At 58.3% G+C, this 17,971-nt stretch carries 17 protein-coding genes; 11 read left to right on the plus strand and 6 right to left on the minus strand.

Annotation, left to right across the window (positions count from 1 at the left end; translation table 11 throughout):
* Positions 1–265 precede the first annotated feature (265 nt).
* Positions 266–1,423: an acyl-CoA dehydrogenase family protein gene (locus K7H22_RS16445; RefSeq protein ID WP_230801974.1), complete on the plus strand. Its 1,158-nt coding sequence runs from the start codon at positions 266–268 to the stop codon at positions 1,421–1,423.
* Positions 1,424–1,444: 21 nt separating this feature from the next.
* Here K7H22_RS16445 and K7H22_RS16450 read toward each other — a convergent pair whose 3' ends face one another.
* Together K7H22_RS16450 and K7H22_RS16455 are read right to left on the minus strand one after the other, a co-directional pair.
* A complete protein-coding gene (locus K7H22_RS16450; protein ID WP_230801975.1) occupies positions 1,445–2,611 on the minus strand; it encodes a CaiB/BaiF CoA transferase family protein in 1,167 nt (388 codons plus the stop codon).
* An 18-nt stretch (positions 2,612–2,629) separates the two neighbouring features.
* Positions 2,630–3,775, minus strand: coding sequence for a CaiB/BaiF CoA transferase family protein (locus K7H22_RS16455; RefSeq protein ID WP_230801976.1), 1,146 nt, complete (start codon positions 3,773–3,775; stop codon positions 2,630–2,632).
* Between the two features lie 104 nt (positions 3,776–3,879).
* On the opposite strand from K7H22_RS16455, the gene K7H22_RS16460 reads away from it, so the two are divergent.
* The 10 genes from K7H22_RS16460 (at position 3,880) to K7H22_RS16505 (ending at position 12,994) form a co-directional block, all read left to right on the plus strand.
* Entirely contained in the window at positions 3,880–4,257 is a 378-nt protein-coding gene (locus tag K7H22_RS16460) for a Zn-ribbon domain-containing OB-fold protein (RefSeq protein WP_230801977.1), read from the plus strand.
* 3 nt (positions 4,258–4,260) lie between these two features.
* On the plus strand, positions 4,261–5,412 hold the full coding sequence (locus tag K7H22_RS16465; RefSeq protein WP_230801978.1) for an acetyl-CoA acetyltransferase: 1,152 nt from the start codon (positions 4,261–4,263) through the stop codon (positions 5,410–5,412).
* A gap of 23 nt (positions 5,413–5,435) precedes the next feature.
* Positions 5,436–6,293, plus strand: a complete 858-nt coding sequence (locus tag K7H22_RS16470) for a MaoC/PaaZ C-terminal domain-containing protein (protein WP_230801979.1) — start codon at positions 5,436–5,438, stop codon at positions 6,291–6,293.
* Between the two features lie 10 nt (positions 6,294–6,303).
* Complete coding sequence (locus K7H22_RS16475; RefSeq protein ID WP_230801980.1) at positions 6,304–7,440, plus strand: CaiB/BaiF CoA transferase family protein; 1,137 nt, start codon at positions 6,304–6,306, stop codon at positions 7,438–7,440.
* 63 nt (positions 7,441–7,503) lie between these two features.
* Positions 7,504–8,223: a transglutaminase-like domain-containing protein gene (locus tag K7H22_RS16480; protein WP_230801981.1), complete on the plus strand. Its 720-nt coding sequence runs from the start codon at positions 7,504–7,506 to the stop codon at positions 8,221–8,223.
* The gene (locus tag K7H22_RS16485; RefSeq protein ID WP_230801982.1) at positions 8,220–8,669 is read left to right on the plus strand and encodes a MaoC family dehydratase; all 450 of its coding nucleotides are present in this window, start codon (positions 8,220–8,222) and stop codon (positions 8,667–8,669) included. The genes K7H22_RS16480 and K7H22_RS16485 overlap by 4 nt, the downstream gene beginning before the upstream one ends.
* Complete coding sequence (locus K7H22_RS16490; RefSeq protein WP_230801983.1) at positions 8,656–9,780, plus strand: acyl-CoA dehydrogenase family protein; 1,125 nt, start codon at positions 8,656–8,658, stop codon at positions 9,778–9,780. Before K7H22_RS16485 ends, K7H22_RS16490 begins: the two co-directional genes overlap by 14 nt.
* Positions 9,777–10,928: an acyl-CoA dehydrogenase family protein gene (locus tag K7H22_RS16495; RefSeq protein WP_230801984.1), complete on the plus strand. Its 1,152-nt coding sequence runs from the start codon at positions 9,777–9,779 to the stop codon at positions 10,926–10,928. The genes K7H22_RS16490 and K7H22_RS16495 overlap by 4 nt, the downstream gene beginning before the upstream one ends.
* A 32-nt stretch (positions 10,929–10,960) precedes the next feature.
* Positions 10,961–11,770, plus strand: a complete 810-nt coding sequence (locus tag K7H22_RS16500) for an enoyl-CoA hydratase/isomerase family protein (protein ID WP_230801985.1) — start codon at positions 10,961–10,963, stop codon at positions 11,768–11,770.
* A 27-nt stretch (positions 11,771–11,797) separates the two neighbouring features.
* The gene (locus K7H22_RS16505; protein ID WP_230801986.1) at positions 11,798–12,994 is read left to right on the plus strand and encodes a phenylacetate--CoA ligase family protein; all 1,197 of its coding nucleotides are present in this window, start codon (positions 11,798–11,800) and stop codon (positions 12,992–12,994) included.
* 238 nt (positions 12,995–13,232) lie between these two features.
* Here the strand turns inward: K7H22_RS16505 and K7H22_RS16510 are convergent, their stop codons facing one another.
* The 4 genes from K7H22_RS16510 to K7H22_RS16525 all read right to left on the minus strand — a co-directional run bounded on the left by K7H22_RS16510 (position 13,233) and on the right by K7H22_RS16525 (position 17,968).
* On the minus strand, positions 13,233–14,381 hold the full coding sequence (locus K7H22_RS16510; RefSeq protein ID WP_230801987.1) for an acyl-CoA dehydrogenase family protein: 1,149 nt from the start codon (positions 14,379–14,381) through the stop codon (positions 13,233–13,235).
* Positions 14,378–15,436: an acyl-CoA dehydrogenase family protein gene (locus K7H22_RS16515; RefSeq protein ID WP_230801988.1), complete on the minus strand. Its 1,059-nt coding sequence runs from the start codon at positions 15,434–15,436 to the stop codon at positions 14,378–14,380. Before K7H22_RS16515 ends, K7H22_RS16510 begins: the two co-directional genes overlap by 4 nt.
* A 110-nt stretch (positions 15,437–15,546) precedes the next feature.
* Positions 15,547–16,713, minus strand: a complete 1,167-nt coding sequence (locus tag K7H22_RS16520) for an acyl-CoA dehydrogenase family protein (RefSeq protein ID WP_230801989.1) — start codon at positions 16,711–16,713, stop codon at positions 15,547–15,549.
* A gap of 16 nt (positions 16,714–16,729) precedes the next feature.
* On the minus strand, positions 16,730–17,968 hold the full coding sequence (locus K7H22_RS16525; protein ID WP_230801990.1) for a thiolase family protein: 1,239 nt from the start codon (positions 17,966–17,968) through the stop codon (positions 16,730–16,732).
* Positions 17,969–17,971 lie beyond the last annotated feature (3 nt).

Here is a 17,971-nt window from a genome sequence, read left to right on the forward strand (position 1 = left end):
TCGCGGACCTCTTCACGGCCGTGCCGGAACTGATCGAGAAGCTGTAAGGGCTCACGGCCCAACCAGCTTAACCATATCAAAGGCCCGCCGGAGCTCCGGCGGGTTTTTTTGCGAGCCGAATGGGAGGCGAGCGGATCGGACAATCCCGAATGCGCGCGGTCGGAAGCCTTGTGACGCCTCGTCACATCGGCCTCGGTTCGTTGTCAAGAAAAATAACACATGTTAGATTCTGCTCAATGCAAGTTTGAATCGATAGGAATATAATATGTCTCTGATCAAGAACTCGCCTAGTTGGGCAGCGGATGAACACAAGATGTTCGCCGATAGTACACGTAAGCTTTTCGACGCCGAAATGGCTCCGAACATTGAAAAATGGGCGGAACAGGGCATCGTCGATCGCGACTTCTGGAGAACGGTCGGTCAGCAGGGTGTCATGGGTGGCTCGATTGCTGAAGAATATGGCGGGTTCGGGGGCGGAATCGGGTTCGATGCGATCACTGTTTACGAGCAGGGGCGCACTGGTGATACGGGTTGGGGCTATGGCATCCAGTCCATCGTAATCCATTATCTCAACGCCTATGGCAGCGAGGAACAGAAGAAAAAGTGGTTGCCGAAACTGGTCAGCGGAGACAGTGTTGCAGCGATCGCGATGACCGAACCGGGAACAGGTTCTGACCTTCAGAACGTCCAGACTTATGCCGAAAAGGATGGCAACCACTACAAGATCAACGGATCGAAGATCTTCATTACCAACGGGCACACGGCGGATCTGGTTGTGATCGTGGCAAAGACCGACCGCAATGCCGGCGCCAAGGGCGTTTCGTTGATCGTTCTGGAAACCGAAGGCGCCGAGGGCTTTCGCCGGGGACGGAACCTCAAGAAACTGGGCATGAAAGGTTCGGATACGGCCGAGTTGTTTTTCGAGGATGTGCGTGTGCCTACGGCGAACTTGCTTGGTCCGGAAGAGGGGCAGGGGTTCTACCAGTTGATGAAACAGTTGCCTTGGGAGCGGCTGATGATCGGCATTACCGCGCTAGGTTTTATTGACTTTGCGATCACTGAAACTGTGAAATATGTTCAGGATCGCAAGGCATTTGGAAGCCGGATCATAGACTTCCAGAACACACGCTTCAAACTGGCAGAATGCAAAACCAAGGCGGAATTGCTACGTTCCTTCGTCAATGACGGGCTCGTCCGGCTTGAAGCAGGAGAACTGGATGCGGCTACGGCTTCGATGGCGAAATGGTGGGGCAGCCAGACGCAGAACGAGGTCATGCACGAGTGCCTGCAACTGCACGGCGGGTATGGTTTCATGATGGAATACCCGATCGCGCGCCTCTATGCCGACAGCCGTGTCCAGATGATCTATGGCGGCACCAACGAAATCATGAAGGAACTGATCGCACGTTCGATGGACGTTTGATCCGTCCGGTGCCGGGTGGGGCTATTCCTCACCCGGCCCCAGGATTTCGTGGGTGTGTTCCCCAAGTCGCGGGGCTGGCCGATGGTCATGTCGGGCCGGGGTCGCCGAGAAGCGAACCGGCGGGCGTGTCGTCCAGATCGCACCTTCGGTTGGGTGATCAATCTGTTGAAAAAAACCTGTCGCGGCAAGATGCGGATCGTTGGGCAAATCTGACAGCTTTTGTACCGGCATGGCCGGGATGTCGGCCTGTTGCATAAGGTCAAGCCATTCCTTTGTGGTCTTGGTCAGCGCAATCTGCGCCACCAGATCGTATACCGCGTCTATGTCGCGGCTGCGGGTGTCCATGTCGGTGACCCAGACATGGCCAGCCATGTCATCGCGTCCGACCGTCTGGAAGAATCGTGCCCACTGCACGTTGGTGTAGGGCAGAATCGTGATATAGCCATCTGCAGTCTGAACTGGGCGTCTGTGCGGAACCAACATGCGGGCATAGCCGAAATCCTTCGGGGTCTCTTCAAAAGTGGCGCCGTCGAGATGCTCGACCATCAGAAAAGATGCCATCGTTTCAAACATCGGCACCTCGACATGCTGAGCTTCCCCCGTGCGCTCGCGGTGGAAAAGCGCAGCTGTGATGGCAAATGCTGCGGTTACACCGCCAAGTTTATCGGCGAGAATCGTCGGGACATAAGCGGGCGGAGACTTGGGGTCACGCAATGTTGCCAGGCTGGCCAACCCCGAAACCGACTGGATAGAGTCGTCAAATGCGGGCTTGGCGGCGTAAGGTCCGTCCTGCCCGAATCCGGTAGCAGATACCGTGATCAGGTTCGGGTTTTTTTGCCGTAGAGTTTCAGGATCGAGAGACAATCTGGCGAGCGCCGCAGGCCGGATGCTTGAAATCATCACATCTGCATCGGCCAGTAGCTTGCGCAACTGACCGCGACCGGTTTGCGTTTTCAGGTCGAGTACGACGCTGCGCTTGTTTCGGTTGGCACCCAGAAAAGCGGCACCCATCAGTTTGTTGCGCGATGGCTGGACCTGGCGAAGCAGATCACCCTCTGGGCTTTCCACCTTGATCACATCGGCCCCCAGATCGCCCAACATCTGCGTCGCCAAAGGACCAAAAACCACAGAAGTCAGATCAATGATCTTCACGCCATGAAGGATCGCCGGTTTTTTATCAGCGGTCATTTAGTTGCCCTTCCTTTTTTAAGAACGAGGGCCGAACTCGGCGCGAAGGGCTTTGCCTTGCGCATCGAAGGCCGGGCAGGGGCGCAGTGTCGTTTCGCCGACGCTGCGCCGGATCGGGGGCGTGGGGACGTTGATTTCACCGGAGGGCGTGCCAATCACGGACCGGTCAAGCTGGGGGTGATCGGACAGGGTTGCCACGTCGTTCACCGCTCCCGAGGCAATACCCGCAGCGTCAAGCCGTTTCAGCATCTCGGCGCGGTCAAGTGAGGTGAACACTGCCTTGATGAGCACTTCGAGCGCGGGCTTGTTTTCAATTCGCGCCGTGTTGTCATGAAATCGTGGGTCGGTTGCCAAAGCCGCATCGCCCAGTATGTGTTCACAGAACAGTTGCCATTCACCGCTGTGCTGCACGGTAAAGACGACAAGCTGACCGTCCTTGCACTCATAGGCCCCGTAGGGGCAGATGACCGTGTGGTTTAGTCCGACACGGGGTGTCGGCTTACCGAGGTAATCGTGATAGAGCAGCGGCACCGCCATCCAGTCGGCCATAACATCAAACATTGCCACTGAAACGCCGCTGCCCTGGCCGGTGCGATCACGCCCCACCAGAGCTTCGCAAATTCCGGCATGGGCTGTCATACCTGTGGCGATATCGCAAACCGACACGCCAACCCGCCCCGGCCCGTCCTCCGTGCCGGTCACCGACGCAAGGCCGCTCTCGCATTGCACCAGAAGGTCATAGGCCTTGGCGTTGCGCATCGGGCCGTCTTCACCGTAGCCGGTGATGTCGCAGGTCACCAGACGCGGGAACCGTTCCCGAAGACTGGCGGAATCGAGTCCGAGCTTGGTTAGCGCGCCAGGCAGCAGGTTCTGAATAAACACATCTGCATTTTCCAGCATCTTGAGCAGGATATCCCGGTCCTCGTCGGCTTTAATGTCCAGCGCGATCGATTCTTTCCCTCTGTTCAGCCATGTGAAATAGGCGCTTTCACCGTTGGCGGCGGTATCGTAGGCGCGGGCGAAATCGCCCGAACCCTTGCGTTCGATTTTAATGACACGCGCGCCGGCATCGGCCAACCGTGAGGAGCAAAAAGGCGCGGCGACGGCTTGTTCGAGCGCAATGACCAGTTTGCCGGAAAGGGGAGCTAAGTCTGAACCTGACATGAGTTTCTCATAATTGATCCTAAGAGGTTGACTAAATCTAACAATTGTTAGAAATATTAGCAATACGCATAAACAAAGACTGGATCACTTGAAGGAGAACGCCGGTGCAAGACGCCAAAGGACCAGACCAGTTTTTCCAACACGCGCTGGCAAATGGAGAGATCTCGCTGCCCATGTGTGAAGACTGCGGGGCCTATCACTTTTTCCCGCGAGTCCTGTGTCCACATTGTTATGGTGCTGCGATTTCGTGGAGGCAGAGCAGCGGCAAGGGACGGGTTTACACCACAACCGTCGTGCGCCGTAAGCCCGAACACGGTGGCGACTACAACGTGTGCATGGTCGAGTTGGATGAGGGCGTTCGGATGATGAGCCGGGTCGAAGGGATTGCACCAGGTGAAGTTGCCATCGACATGGCCGTAACCGCTTTCGTGGGTGAGGCCGAGGGTGTTCCGGTCGTGCTCTTCAAGCCGTCGGAGGGATAATCCATGACCGCTCAACTTCGGGGAAAATCAGCCATTGTGGGAACCGGGCACGCTGGTTTCGGCGAGGCCTACGGCCTGACATCGTATGATGTCATGGCGCAGTCCGCTCTTGCGGCGCTTGGTGATGCCGGGCTGAAAATGACGGATGTGGACGGGCTGTTCTGCACCATGATGGAAGACAGTATGCCAGCGCTGATGGCGGCTGAATACCTAGGCATTCAGCCCCGCTTCATCGACGGCACCATGTCGGGCGGGTCGTCCTTTGTGAATTATCTGACATCCGCGACCATGGCGCTGGATGCCGGTCTGTGTGACGTCGCGCTGATCGTCTACGGCTCAAACCAGCGCACCGCGTCTGGAAAGCTGGTGACGGCCTCGCGCCCACCAGCCTATGAAGCACCATATAATCCGCGCTATCCGATCTCCGCTTACGCGATGGCGGCGGCGCGGCACATGCACGAATACGGCACTACCCGCGAACAACTGGCGGATGTTGCGGTCGCTGCGCGAGCCTGGGCGCGGCACAATCCCGAAGCTTTCGAGCGCGGCCCGCTGACCCGCGAGGACGTGTTGGGCGCGCGCATGGTGGGCGATCCACTGACTGTGCGCGACTGTTGTCTTGTCACCGACGGCGGCGGTGCGATCGTGATGGTCCGCGCGGACCGCGCGCGGGATTTTCCAAAGGCGCCGGTTTATGTACTGGGCAGTGCTGCGGCAAGTTCGCACCGGCAGATTTCGCAGATGAAAGATTTTACCGTCACCGCCGCGCGCGACTCGGGCGCGCGCTCGTTCGCTGCGGCCGGAGTGAGCCCGTCGGATATCCAGGCGGTCGAGCTTTATGATGCCTTCACCATCAATACCATCCTGTTTCTTGAAGATCTGGGGTTCTGTGCCAAAGGCGAGGGCGGGGCCTTCGTCGAAGGCGGGCGCATCGCGCCTGGCGGCGTCCTGCCGGTGAACACGAATGGCGGAGGCCTGTCCTGCGTGCACCCCGGGATGTATGGTATCTTCACGGTGATCGAGGCTGCGCGTCAGATCCGTGGCGACGCGCCAGGTATTCAATTGAAGGATATCGATCTGGCGCTGGCGCATGGCAACGGCGGTGTGCTGTCCAGTCAGGTCACGGCAATACTTGGATCGCAAAATACACTCTGACGGCAATCAAGGGAGGAAAGTCAATGCCATTGGATATCGATGCACTGTCAAACTGGGACTTTGAGGAAATCGAACAGACGCTGACCGAGCGGGATACCATTCTGTATGCACTCGGTCTTGGATTCGGAGAGGATCCGACCGACCAAAAGGAACTGGCCTATGTTTATGAAGACGGGCTCAAGGCAGTTCCCTCAATGGCGGTCACTTTGGGGTATCCTGGCTTCTGGCTGCGCAATCCCAAGACCGGCGTAAACTGGCAGAAAGTGTTGCACGGGGAACAGTGGCTGGACATCTACAAGCCGCTGCCGACGCATGGCCGGATTGTTGGCCGCAGCAAGATCGACTTCATCGCCGACAAGGGCGAGGGCAAGGGAGCCATCATTTACCAAAGCCGCGATATTATCGACGCGGACAGTGGTGAAAAGCTGGCGCGCGTAGCGATGTCGGCCTTCTGTCGTGGCGATGGGGGCTTTGGAGGTGAAAATCAGGCTGGCCCCGCACCTGCAACGCTGCCTGATCGTGCCCCCGATCACGTCTGTGAAATCACAACCTTGCCGCGCCAGGCTCTCATTTATCGTCTCAGCGGTGACTTCAATCCGCTTCATGCTGACCCGGATGTGGCCCGTTCTGTCGGGTTTGATCGCCCGATCTTGCATGGTCTGGCGACCTACGGGTTGGCGGCCCGGGCGATCCTCAAGACGTTGCTCGACTATGATGCGGCCCGGCTTGTCGGTCTGGATGTTCGGTTCTCGGCACCGGTCTACCCCGGCGAAACCGTGCGGTTTGAAATCTGGGAAGAGGGCGGAGAGGCCCGATTCCGCGCGTCGATTCCGGCACGCGACGTGGTGGTGCTGAACAACGGCGCGGCGCGTTTCGTATGAAGAATTGACAATGGCGCAACCGCTTAAGGATATCCTGGTGTTGGATTTCAGCACCCTTCTTCCCGGCCCGATGGCGACGCTCATGCTTGCCGAGGCCGGGGCCGAGGTTATCAAGTTCGAACGACCCGGATTCGGGGAGGATGCGCGCCAAACTGAGCCCAAGATCGACGGAGAGAGCATCGGGTTTGCTTTGTTGAACCACGGTAAGCGGTCGGTTGCCATTGATCTCAAGTCAAGGGGAGCAGTAGAACGTCTGCGCCCCTTGATCGAGAAGGCTGATGTTCTGGTAGAGCAGTTCCGTCCCGGAGTGATGGGCCGGCTTGGGCTTGGTTATGATGCTGTGCGCGAGATCAATCCCGGTCTCATCTACTGTTCGATCACAGGCTACGGCCAGACCGGACCAAAGGCCAGCGCAGCTGGCCACGACCTCAACTACGTCGGTGATGCCGGTGTCCTGTCGCTGAGTCGCGGGCCAGATGACCAGCCAACAACTCCGTTCGGACTGGTTGCCGACATCGGCGGCGGAACCTATCCGGCGGTGATGAATATCCTGCTGGCCCTGATTGCGCGGCAGACAAGCGGGCAGGGGACGCATCTGGATATCGCAATGTCTGAGGGCGCGTTCGCCTTTGCCTATTGGGCCCATGCCGAAGGTGTGATCGCCGGGCAGAACATTAAAAGCGGCGGCAGTCGCCTGACTGGCGGTCTGGCACGGTATCGACTTTATACGGCTGCGGACGGGCGTCAGATCGCCGTGGGCGCGTTGGAAGAAAAGTTCTGGCAGTCGTTTTGTGATGTCATTGGTTTGCCCGCGGCGCTTCGGGATGACTGGTCTGATCCAAATCCCTGTGCTGCGGAAGTTGCGAGTCTTTTGGGACAGCAACCCTCGACCCATTGGGAGCCTTTGCTGGCGGAGGCCGATTGCTGTTGTTCGGTCGTGAAAACGCCCGTGGAGGCATCGCTTGACCCGCATTTCAAAGCGCGTGACGTGTTTGGGCGGACCGTAAAAATCTCCGGTCGGGACGCTCCTGCTTTGCCGCTGCCAATTGCGCCGGAGTTCCGGTCTTCGGGAAGTTCGGTCGGATATGCAGCCGCTTTGGGCGAGGACAATGCGCGTTATGGCGTGGACGTGCCGAAGACAGAGTAAATCTCGTTGACGGGCAGGTTCTAAATCGGTAATCTAACAATTGTTAGAAAAAGGGAGGAGCCAATGGACAAGTCCGACGATGACCTGCCGGCTGAAGCCGAGCGTTATGTTATGCCATCGCACTTTGTGGAAAGTGATAGCTTGGAAGTGCAGGGCTTCGTGACATCGGCTTTGCGTGATCTTCCCGTGGACGCAACCAATCGAGACAAGGCAATCCGCCTGTTCGAAGCGGTTCGCGACGATATTCGCTATGATCCTTATTGTTTCGCGCTGGATGCGGACTCTTACCGTGCCAGCCGGATAGCCGGAGCAGAAGCGGCATTTTGCGTTCCCAAGGCAATTCTGCTGGCGGCCTGCCTGCGTGCAGTGGGCATCCCTGCGGCTTTGGGGTTCGCGGATGTGCGCAACCACCTGAATACCCCCAAGCTGCAGGAGTTGATGGGGACCGATCTCTTTATCTTTCACGGCTATGTTCAGCTGTGGTTGGGGAATGAGGCCTATAAGGTCACCCCTGCATTCAATATGGAACTGTGTGAACGATTCGGGGTCAAACCCCTGGTGTTCGACGGCTATCACGACGCGCTCTTTCACGAGTTCGACGAACAGAACCACCGGCACATGGAATATGTGAATGATCGAGGTCTTTATTTCGACGCGCCGATTGACGAGTTTCTAAAAGCCTTTAGGGAAACCTATCCGAAGCTGGAAGAGTTCAACCTGATCCGGATTTCAAAGGATGCAAACGGATACGATTCCGGTTTTGCAAAGGAGGATGCCACTTGAGGTATCTGGATGATTTCGCGCCGGGCCAAGTTTTTCACTTTCGCAGCGCGCCGATGAGCACTGAAACGATAAAGGCGTTTGCCGCGGAATGGGATCCGCAGCGGCTTCACACCGACGAAGCCTATGCGAAAACCATTCACGGTAGCCTGATCGCCTCGGGCTTTCAGACAATGCTTGAGGTGTTTAGGCCAATCATGACGGAGCTGATGGTCGATGTCGCCAATATTGGTGGCATGGGCTTCGACAATTTGCGCTGGTTGCGGCCTGTGCGCCCGAATGAGGCGCTTGATATTGAAATGACCATCAACTCGGTCACGCCTTCTAAAAGCAAGCCCGACAGAGGTGTTTTGCACTACACGCTTCATGCCAAAAACCCAAAGGGCGAGGTCGTTTTTTCAACCGACACCCCCGTGATGATCCAGCGGAAACAAAATGACATCGACTGATATGACGTCCAGCGAACAAGAAGATCTTCGCCTGCTGCGCGAGAGTGTGCGCACACTTTTTGCACGTGCAGGAGGAAGTAAAAGAGCCAGAACACTGCGTGATGCAGGAGGCGACTTTGACCCCGAAATGGTACGAGAATTGGCCGAGGCTGGCGTTTTTGGCGTAGCAGTACCCGAAGACAGCGGTGGTCTCGGCATGGGTCTGGCCGCCGGGGGGATCATCGCCGAAGAGGTCGGTCGCGTGATAGCCCCAGAGCCGGTCGTGTTGACGACTGGCCTGAGTCTCGGCCTTCTGAGCCGTCTTTGCCCGGAACATCCGAAGGTGCTGCAACTCATCAGCGGTGAAATCGTATTGGCGGTTGCTTGGCAGGAGCGCGGCCCGGGCGGAGCGCCCGCCGATGCGACATGCCGGTACGCAGATGGAAAGCTGACCGGCCGCAAGGCTTGGGTGGTCGGCGCGGCCGGTTCGCGCGGGTTCCTTGTTGTGGCTCAGGAAGACGAAGGACAGGTTCTGGTGTTGGTCGAGCCAAACGCTGACGGGTTGGTCATCAACAAGCGAGCGCAAGCCGATGGCAGCGCCTTGGGCGAGCTTTCCTTTTCTGGAACCCCTGCCGCGAAACTGGCCAGCGGCAACGTGGTTACGGATGCGCTGGCACAAGCTGTCGCTGACGCTACGGCGCTTGCGGCGGCGGAGCTTGTCGGGCTGAGCCAGCGCGCATTCGAGATCACGCTTGACTACATTAAAACCCGAGAGCAGTTCGATAAGCCGATCGGATCATTCCAAGTCATTCAACACCGTGCGGTTGATCTCAACGTGGTGTGCGAGGTAGCGCAGGCAGGTGTTCGTGAAGTTCTGGCGCAGATGGACGGTGAAACGGATTCGAAGATTCGCGCCCGATTGGCCAGCCGAGCTAAGGCACGGGCGGTCACAGCGGCGAAGAAAATCACCCGCGATGCCATCCAGCTGCATGGCGCGGTCGGGTACACGGATGAGTTTGATATCGCGCTTTACCTGAATCGAGCTCTGGTCCTGTCGGCCTGGTTGGGCGACGACGCTTATCACCGGCGGCTTTGGTTCGAGGCACGCGAAGAAGAGGGATCTGCCCAATGACCGACTGGAAGACAATGACAGATGCAGAATTCCGCAACGAGGTTAGTCAGTTCTTCAAGACTGAATACCCCGACGAGCTGCGCCATTTGCCCCACCGCCCGAAATTCGCCGAGATAGAGCAATGGCATCGTAGGCTGCATGCTAGGGGCTGGGTCGCGCCGGCCTGGCCTGCGGAATATGGTGGCATGGGGCTGAACGCGGCCAAGCTATTGATTTTTTATGAAGAGCAGCAACGTTGGGGCGTCAATCGTGGCCGTGACATGGGCGTGCAGATGGTCGGCCCACTGATCATCAAGTTCGGCACCCAGGCACAAAAAGACTATTGGTTGCCGCGTATTCTGAGTTGTGAAGACATTTGGTGTCAGGGCTACTCGGAACCAGGCGCCGGTTCCGATCTGGCCAATCTGCGCACGCGCGCTGAGATTGACGGCGACGAGTTTGTCATCAACGGACAGAAGATCTGGACCACGATGGCGCATGATGCCACGCATATCTTCATGCTGGTGCGCACTGATCCGAATGCTCCCAAAAAACAACAGGGGATCAGTTTTCTTCTTGTTCCAATGGATCAGCCCGGTGTCGAGGTTCGCACGATCACAACCCTGTCGGGCGAGAAGGAGTTTTGCGAAGTATTCTTCGACAACGCTCGCACGCCGAAGGAAAACCTTGTCGGCGAGTTAAACAAGGGCTGGACGATGGCCAAGGCGCTGTTGAGCTTCGAACGCATTTTCATTGGCTCTCCAAGTCTGGCCCAGAACGCTCTGGGACAGCTTGAAATCTTTGCCCGTGGGCGTGGCGCGTTTGACGATCCGGTGTTCCGCGACCGCTTCACCCAAGCCGCGCTCGACGTCGAGGATCATGCCGCGCTCTACTCGCGTTTCGCTGATCAGCTCAAGCGTGGCGAAACGCTGGGCGCCGATGTCTCGATGCTCAAGATCTGGGTGACCGAGTGCTTTCAGCGCATCACGGAACTGATGATCGAGGCGGCAGGCCCCGACGGCGGATCGATCGGTCCGCTACAAGTCGGCAATATCAGTGTGGACGTCCTCTCGAGTTTCTACAAGGCCCGTCCCACCACGATATACGGCGGATCGAACGAGATTCAGCGCAATATTCTCTCCAAGGCCGTCCTCGGATTGCCTGGCTAGATCAACAACAACATAAGTAAAGGAACAGAAACATGTCTGATCGTTATGCAAAATACAACAAGTTGAAATTCGACTATCCGGCGGATCGCGTTCTGCGCATTACGTTCGACCGACCGGAATCCTTCAATTCCGTAGATGCCGAAACGCATACCCAGATGACGGATATGTGGATCGACATCGACCGCGACCAAGATATCAACGCTGTCATAGTGACTGGCGCAGGAAAAGCGTTTTCGGCCGGCGGCGACTTCAGCCTGATCGAGAACATGATCGGCAATTCACATGAGATTATGAAGACGTGGAAAGAAGCCAAGGATCTCGTCTACAACATCATCAACTGCAACAAGCCGATCATTTCCGCAATTAACGGGCCTGCGGCCGGTGCCGGGCTTGTTGTTGCCATTCTCGCCGACATCTCGATTGCCGGAAAGAAGGCCAAGATTGTCGATGGTCATCCGCGCTTGGGTGTTGCTGCTGGCGATGTCGCGGCGATCATCTGGCCGCTGCTGACCTCGATGGCCAAGGCGAAATACTATCTGATGACCTGCAAACCGGTTTCGGGCGAAGAGGCCGAGCGCATTGGCCTTGTGTCCATGTGCGTCGAGGATGACGAGTTGCAGCAGATTGCATTGGACACGGCCGTCGAACTGGCCAACGGCTCACAAAGTGCGATCCGCTGGACCAAGTATTCGCTGAACAACTGGCTTCGTCAGGCCGGACCGATTTTCGATGCCTCAACCGCACTGGAAATGCTTGGCTTCATGAGCGAGGACGTCAAGGAAGGGGTGCTGTCGCACCGCGAAAAGCGCGCGCCGAACTTCCGCAAGGACTGCCCGCTTTAAACCCTAAACGGACAAGGAGCCATGAACATGTCCGATGACATCTACCGTGACATCGCTCAAGCCTACGCCGCCGCGGCCGAAATGGCACCCGGTCTGAAGTCACGATTTGCAGCTGCCGGATTCGATCCGGCGGCTGTGTCATCGTTGGCGGACTTGTCTCGTCTGCCGGTAATGAAAAAAGAAGAACTCCTGAGGATCCAGCGCAACAATCCGCCCTTTGGTGGGTTTCTTGCCTCCGATCTGAAGGATGTCGGGCGTATTTATGTCTCTCCCGGCCCCATATTCGAACCTTCGCTTCCAGGCGGTGGCGGGCATGGTCTGGATTTGTTGTTCAAGGCCGCAGGGGTGGGCAGTGGAGACATCATCCTGAATACCTGGATGTATCACCTGGTTCCTGCGGGTCTGTTGTTTGACGAAGCGGCGCAGGCTGCGGGCGCGACAGTGATCCCCGGTGGCGTCGGCAATACCGAGCTTCAGGCACAGATCATCGTCGAAACCGGCGTGACTTCGATCTGCGCCTCGACCGCCTTTTTCCTGACACTCGCAGACAAGGTCATCGAAACCTATGGCCGAGATGCGTGGAAGGTAAAGACCGCCTTCCTCGGGGGCGAGATGGGCGATTGGATGGCCAAGCGCCGCCGAATCGAGGCTGATTATGGCGTATCAACCTGGGCCGCCTATGCCACCGCCGATTTGGGCCTTGTCGCCTACGAAGATGGTGGCGAAGGCTACGTGGTTCACCCTGACCGCGTGGTGCAGATCTGCGATCCGGTCAGCGGCGCGCAAGTGTCGCAGGGTGAGCCGGGCGAAGTTGTCGTGACCGCCCGCGACGCCACCTGGCCGATGATCCGGTTCGGTACCGGCGACAGTGCATTCGCGCTAGAAAGCAACGGGGATGGCAGCGTCAGCCGCATTTCCGCGTTGCAGGGCCGGGTCGGGGCGGCGGTCAAGGTCCGCGAGATTTTCGTCTATCCGCGCGTGATCGAGGAGGTCGTCATCGCCACGCCGGGGGCAAAGGCCGCGCAGGCTGTGGTGACGCGGGAAAACGATCGCGACATGATCCGCGTTTCTCTTGTTCTGGAGGAAGGCGCCGACACGGCCAAGGCCGAGGCAACCTGCGCCGAGGCTTTTAAATTGCATTCGAGAATTCGTGCTGACGCGGTGACAGTCGTCTCTGATTTGCCAGAGAATGCGGACTTGATCGTCAATCAGAAAGACAACTGAGACTCTCTGAAGCACCCGAAATTGGCAGTTGCAACAGCGAAGGGCAGTGGGGCAACCTGCTGCCCTATCCTGAGGCTCTAGTCATCGGTGCGCTCGCGGAACGCTTGGCCCAGAATCAGAAACTCTACGTGACAGTGGTTAAATAGAGCGCCGAAGAACTTTCGCTGGCGCTAGGCTAACGTCGAGGCTGGAGCAGTCCTGAGTTATGCTGGGTCGATCCGGCTGGCCGAATTCCCCGTCACCTCAGCCCTAGTCCGCGTGCGATGATGCCGCGTAGAATCTCGCGGGTGCCTCCCCGAAGCGAGAAAGACGGTACTGCGAGTTCAGTATAGGCTAACACCGCAGCATAGCTGTCGCGTCCTCCGGGCACGGCCGGTCGGGACACGAGGCTGCGGGCCAGACGAGGGACGTCCTGTTCAAACAACGCGCCCAAATCCTTGACTATGGCGGCTTGAAGTGCGGGGTTCTTGCCCTCGTTCAGCATCCTAGCGACCGAGCGTGACATTTGCCGCAGCACCATCAGATGCGCGGAAAGGCGACCGATCTCGGCCTGTTGCGCTTCGGTTGCGTCTTTGCCCAGCAATCGGATCAGTTCCTCGATAAGGGTGAAGGACGACAGGAATCGTTCCGGTCCGCTGCGTTCGAAGGCCAGTTCACTCATGACCTGCGACCAGCCCTCGCCCTTTTCGCCTAGAAGCGCGTCGGCTGGCAGAAAAGTATCGTCGAAGATGACCTGGTTGAAATGATGTTCGCCGGCCATGTCGATGATCGGGCTGATCTGGATGTTTTCGGTGGCTTTGAGATCAATGAGGAACTGGCTCATACCGCCGTGGCGGTCGTCGCTTTTGTCGGTTCGGCAGAACAGGATCATGTAGTCGGCCACATGCGCATAGGTCGTCCAGACCTTGGTGCCGTTGACGCGGAAACCGCCCTCGACCTCGGTGGCGACTGTGCGCGTTGCAGCAAGGTCCGAGCCGGAATCGGGCTCGCTCATCCCTATGCAGAAACACAATTCGCCCGCAGCGATGCGCGGTACGATAGCGCGTTTCTGTTCTTCGGTTCCTTTTGCCAGAATAAGCGGGCCACTCTGACGATCGGCGATCCAATGCGAGATCACCGGCGCGCCGGCGGCCAAAAGTTCTTCTGACACGACATAACGTTCCAGTGCGCTGCGCGCATGCCCGCCGTATTCCCTGGGAAAAGTCATGCCGACCCAGCCGCGCTGCGCCAGCTTGCGCGAAAAGTCACGGCTGAATCCGTTCCATGATTTCGCGCGCATGTCGGGTGGGAAATCGGCCAACTCTACGGCCAGAAAGGCCCGGACTTCTTGTCTGAGGATGTCGTAATCGGTGTCAGGCGCGGGTGGGGGAAATGCGGTAAGGGTCATGCTGGGGTGCCTTGTGCACTGCTGTCAGTGATGAAATGCCAGAAGGTTTCGTGGGGGCTCGACAAGGCGGCCCGCCCCAACTCCCTTGTCCAATCCAACTCGGTGCCGAACTCGTCGCGCCAACTCCAGATCCGTTTGGTGAAATGGTGCAGTGCATGTTCCTGAGTGTAGCCAATGGCTCCGTGAACCTGATGAGCCAGCGCACCTACCGTTTCCGCAGCTTCACCGGAACGGCTCTTGGCGGCGGCAACGGTCAGGGCGAAGGCTGGAGTATCATAACTGTCGGCCGCCATTTCAGCGGCGGCACGCGATGCGGCGGTTTCTCCGGCCATAGAAGCAAGGTAGTGTTGTATCGTCTGAAACTTGGCAATCGGTCGTCCGAACTGGACCCTGTCGTTGGCATATTCGACAGTCATCGAAAGAATGGTCTCCATAGCCCCGGCGGTGGCCAGACTGCGGATGAGCGCGCCTAGCCCGCGCATGCCGCCCAGCGACATTGGCAGAGGAGCGGCGTCAGCTGCGGTCAGCACAAGGTCGACCTCGGCATCGTCGCGTGGCATCCCGGCGAGATCCTGCGCCGGGATCACTGTCAGATCCTTGACTGGCAAAGATAGAACATGATCGGTGCCGTTTAGCGCGGCTATGGTCACGATCCGGTCGACCCAACGGGCAAAAGGCACCACTTTCAGCTGTCCAATCGCATGAATCGCAGCACCGCGCCGCTCCAACTGCAGCGAGGCGCCTTCGGCGATGGTCAGTCTGCCGCCTGGCAGTTCCAGACCCGCACGCGCCAGCACCGCGTTCGCGATCAGAGTCTCAGCCAGTGGCAGCGGCAGGCCATGCGCCCCAGCGATGCGCACCAGCCCCAGCGCTTCGGCGGCGGGCACACCGAAACCGCCAGCCTCTTCAGGCACCAGCGCCATATGCAACCCGGCCTCCTCGATTCGCGTCCAGAGCGCCCGGGGGCAGTTTCCGGCAGCGGCGCTCTCGCGCAGGCCATGACCGATATTGTCGCGAAACAACCGCTCGGCCATGTCATGGATCATTGATTCCATCAGGTGGTCCTTTCAGACGGCGCGTTCTGGGCGCGGTTGTGCCGTGTTCCCGTCTGCCGTCGGGCAGCGGCGGTAGATGCATCCGCGTGTGCCTTCCTTCGCTGAACGCGTTAAAACGCGTTCAGCCCGGTCAGGTTGCGCCCGATAACCAGCTTCTGGATTTCGGTGGTGCCGTCGGGGATTGGCATGACCTTGGCGTTGCGGAAGTGGCGTTCGACGGGAAACTCCTTGGTGATACCGTTGCCACCGTGGATCTGCACGGCCTTACCGGCGATTTCGACAGCCATTTCCGTCGCATACCACTTCGCCATTGATGTCTGGGTGTCGCAGCGCACGCCCAGATCCAAAAGTTGCAGTCCGCGTTGGCACAACAATCGCGCGGCATCGAGATGCGTGACCATGTCGGCCAGATAGCCCTGGATCAACTGATGCCCTCCGATCGGCTTGCCGTGTTGTGTGCGATCCTTTGCATATTTTACAGCACATTCCAACGCTGCTTGGGCAATGCCAATGCTCGTCAGGCCGACAAACACTCGCGCGCTTTCAAACAGCTTCAAAGTCTGGAACAGGCCCCCGCCTGCATTACCGAGAACATGCTCGGCTGTGGTTTCGGCCCGGTCAAAAAACAATTCACAGGTCGATGCTCCGACAAGCCCCATCTTGCGCAATTCGCGGCTTTCATATCTGCCGGTGTCCCGGTCGACGATGACCATGGAAATCCCGTCGTCCAGATTGCAGACAACGATGGCAAAATCCGATTGGGCACCATTGGAAATCCAAAGCTTCTGGCCAGTGACGAAAATCTTGTTTCCCTCACGTTCTGCACGGGTTTTGACCTCCCGCACATTCGAGCCGACCTCCGGTTCAGAAATGCAGGTAGCGCAAATCCGTTGGCTCCGCAGGAGCGGCTTGAGGTAAGCCTCTTTCTGAGCCGCATTTCCAAGAAGGTTGAGCGCGAACACTGCATGACTCTGGATCAGTACTGCAATCGCCAGATCGGCCCAGATCCGGGCCAGTTCCTCGTAAAGGATGCCATAGGTCATGCGGTCGATCCCGGCACCGCCATCCTCTTCGGGGATCAGGCCGCTGATAAGCCCGAATTCCTCAACCTTGGCGAACAGGGATTTCAGCGTTTCTGCATCGGGCGGGTGGCCAAGGTTTTCGTATTTCTCGGCCAAAGGCGTGAACTCCGCTTCGGCCATCTTGCGGAAGTTTTCCAGCAACATGCGTTGCTCGTCTGTATAGATTGCCTGAGCGGCAGCCATCACATTTTCCATTGTTCTTTTCCTTGTTTCAGCGACCCAGAATGGTGACGCAGGCTGCGGCTTCTTCGACGCCGTGCAGGCCTCCGCCGTTTTCGGCAATCGCGTTTTGCGCGCCTTCAACCTGGCGCGCGCCTGCCTCGCCGCGTAATTGTGTGACCAACTCGAAAATCTGGCCAATACCGGTGGCCCCGACGGGGTGCCCCTTGGATTCCAGCCCGCCGGAAGGGTTCACGGGAATCCGTCCGCCGATTTTGGTGTCGCCGCGCAAGCTGGCCGGGCCGCCCTCGCCGAATTCGACAAATCCAAGGTTTTCGATTTGGATAACCTCACCGACAGCGGTGGCGTCATGCACTTCGGCGACTGACATATCTTCTGGGCCAAGCCCGGCCTGTTCATAGGCTTGAAGCGCGGCAAGGCGGGTCAGGTGATTTTCGTAATCTTCCGGCGGACGGTCGGTGCCGGAGCGCAGGATCGCGGCCTTGACTTTGATCGCGCGTGCGGGGTCTAGCCCAAGCCGTTTAAGCCCTTCGCGGGTGCATAGAACGGCCGCCGCTGCGCCATCGGAAATCGGCGCACACATCGGCAGGGTCAGCGGATAGGTGATAGGCGGCGCATGAAGAACCTGTTCGATCGTCATTGCGTCGCGATATTGTGCGAGCGGATTATGCGCTGAATGCGCGTGGTTCTTGGCGGAGACGGCGGCGAACTGTTCCTGCGTGGTGCCGAAGGTCTTCATGTGGAGCCGCGCGAAGCCTGCATAGACATCCATGAAAACGCTATATGGTTTGGTCGATTTCGATCCTTCCGGTTCCGCGACCCCTGCGCCCAGATCAGCCAGACGCTGCGCGACTTCCTCGCCGTTGCTCACATCCCAGCCGCTGTCGAAGGCCGAAAACATCAGCGTGCGATCGTCGGAATACATCTTCTCGGCGCCCACGGCCAAGCAACAATCGCCATTGCCTGCCCTGAGGAAATCCACTGCCAGCTTGAACCCTGTCGAGGCGCTGGCGCAGGCGTTTTCGACATTGACCACTGGAATGCCCTGAATGCCCATCTCGCGCAACGCGATCTCGCCCCGGATCATGTGCTGGCCTTCCATATGGCCCTGCACGGCGTTCGAGAAGAACGCACCGTCGATACGATCAGCCGCGAGAGCAGCGTCCGAAAGTGCGGCTGCGACAGCGTCGCCCGTCATGTCCTTGATGGATTTGTCCCTGAATTTCCCGAATGGCGTCATCCCGACGCCCACAACATATATGTCCTGCATCGT

Origin of the sequence: Seohaeicola saemankumensis (genome assembly GCF_021021435.1) — a bacterium.
Classification (GTDB): Bacteria; Pseudomonadota; Alphaproteobacteria; order Rhodobacterales; family Rhodobacteraceae; genus Seohaeicola.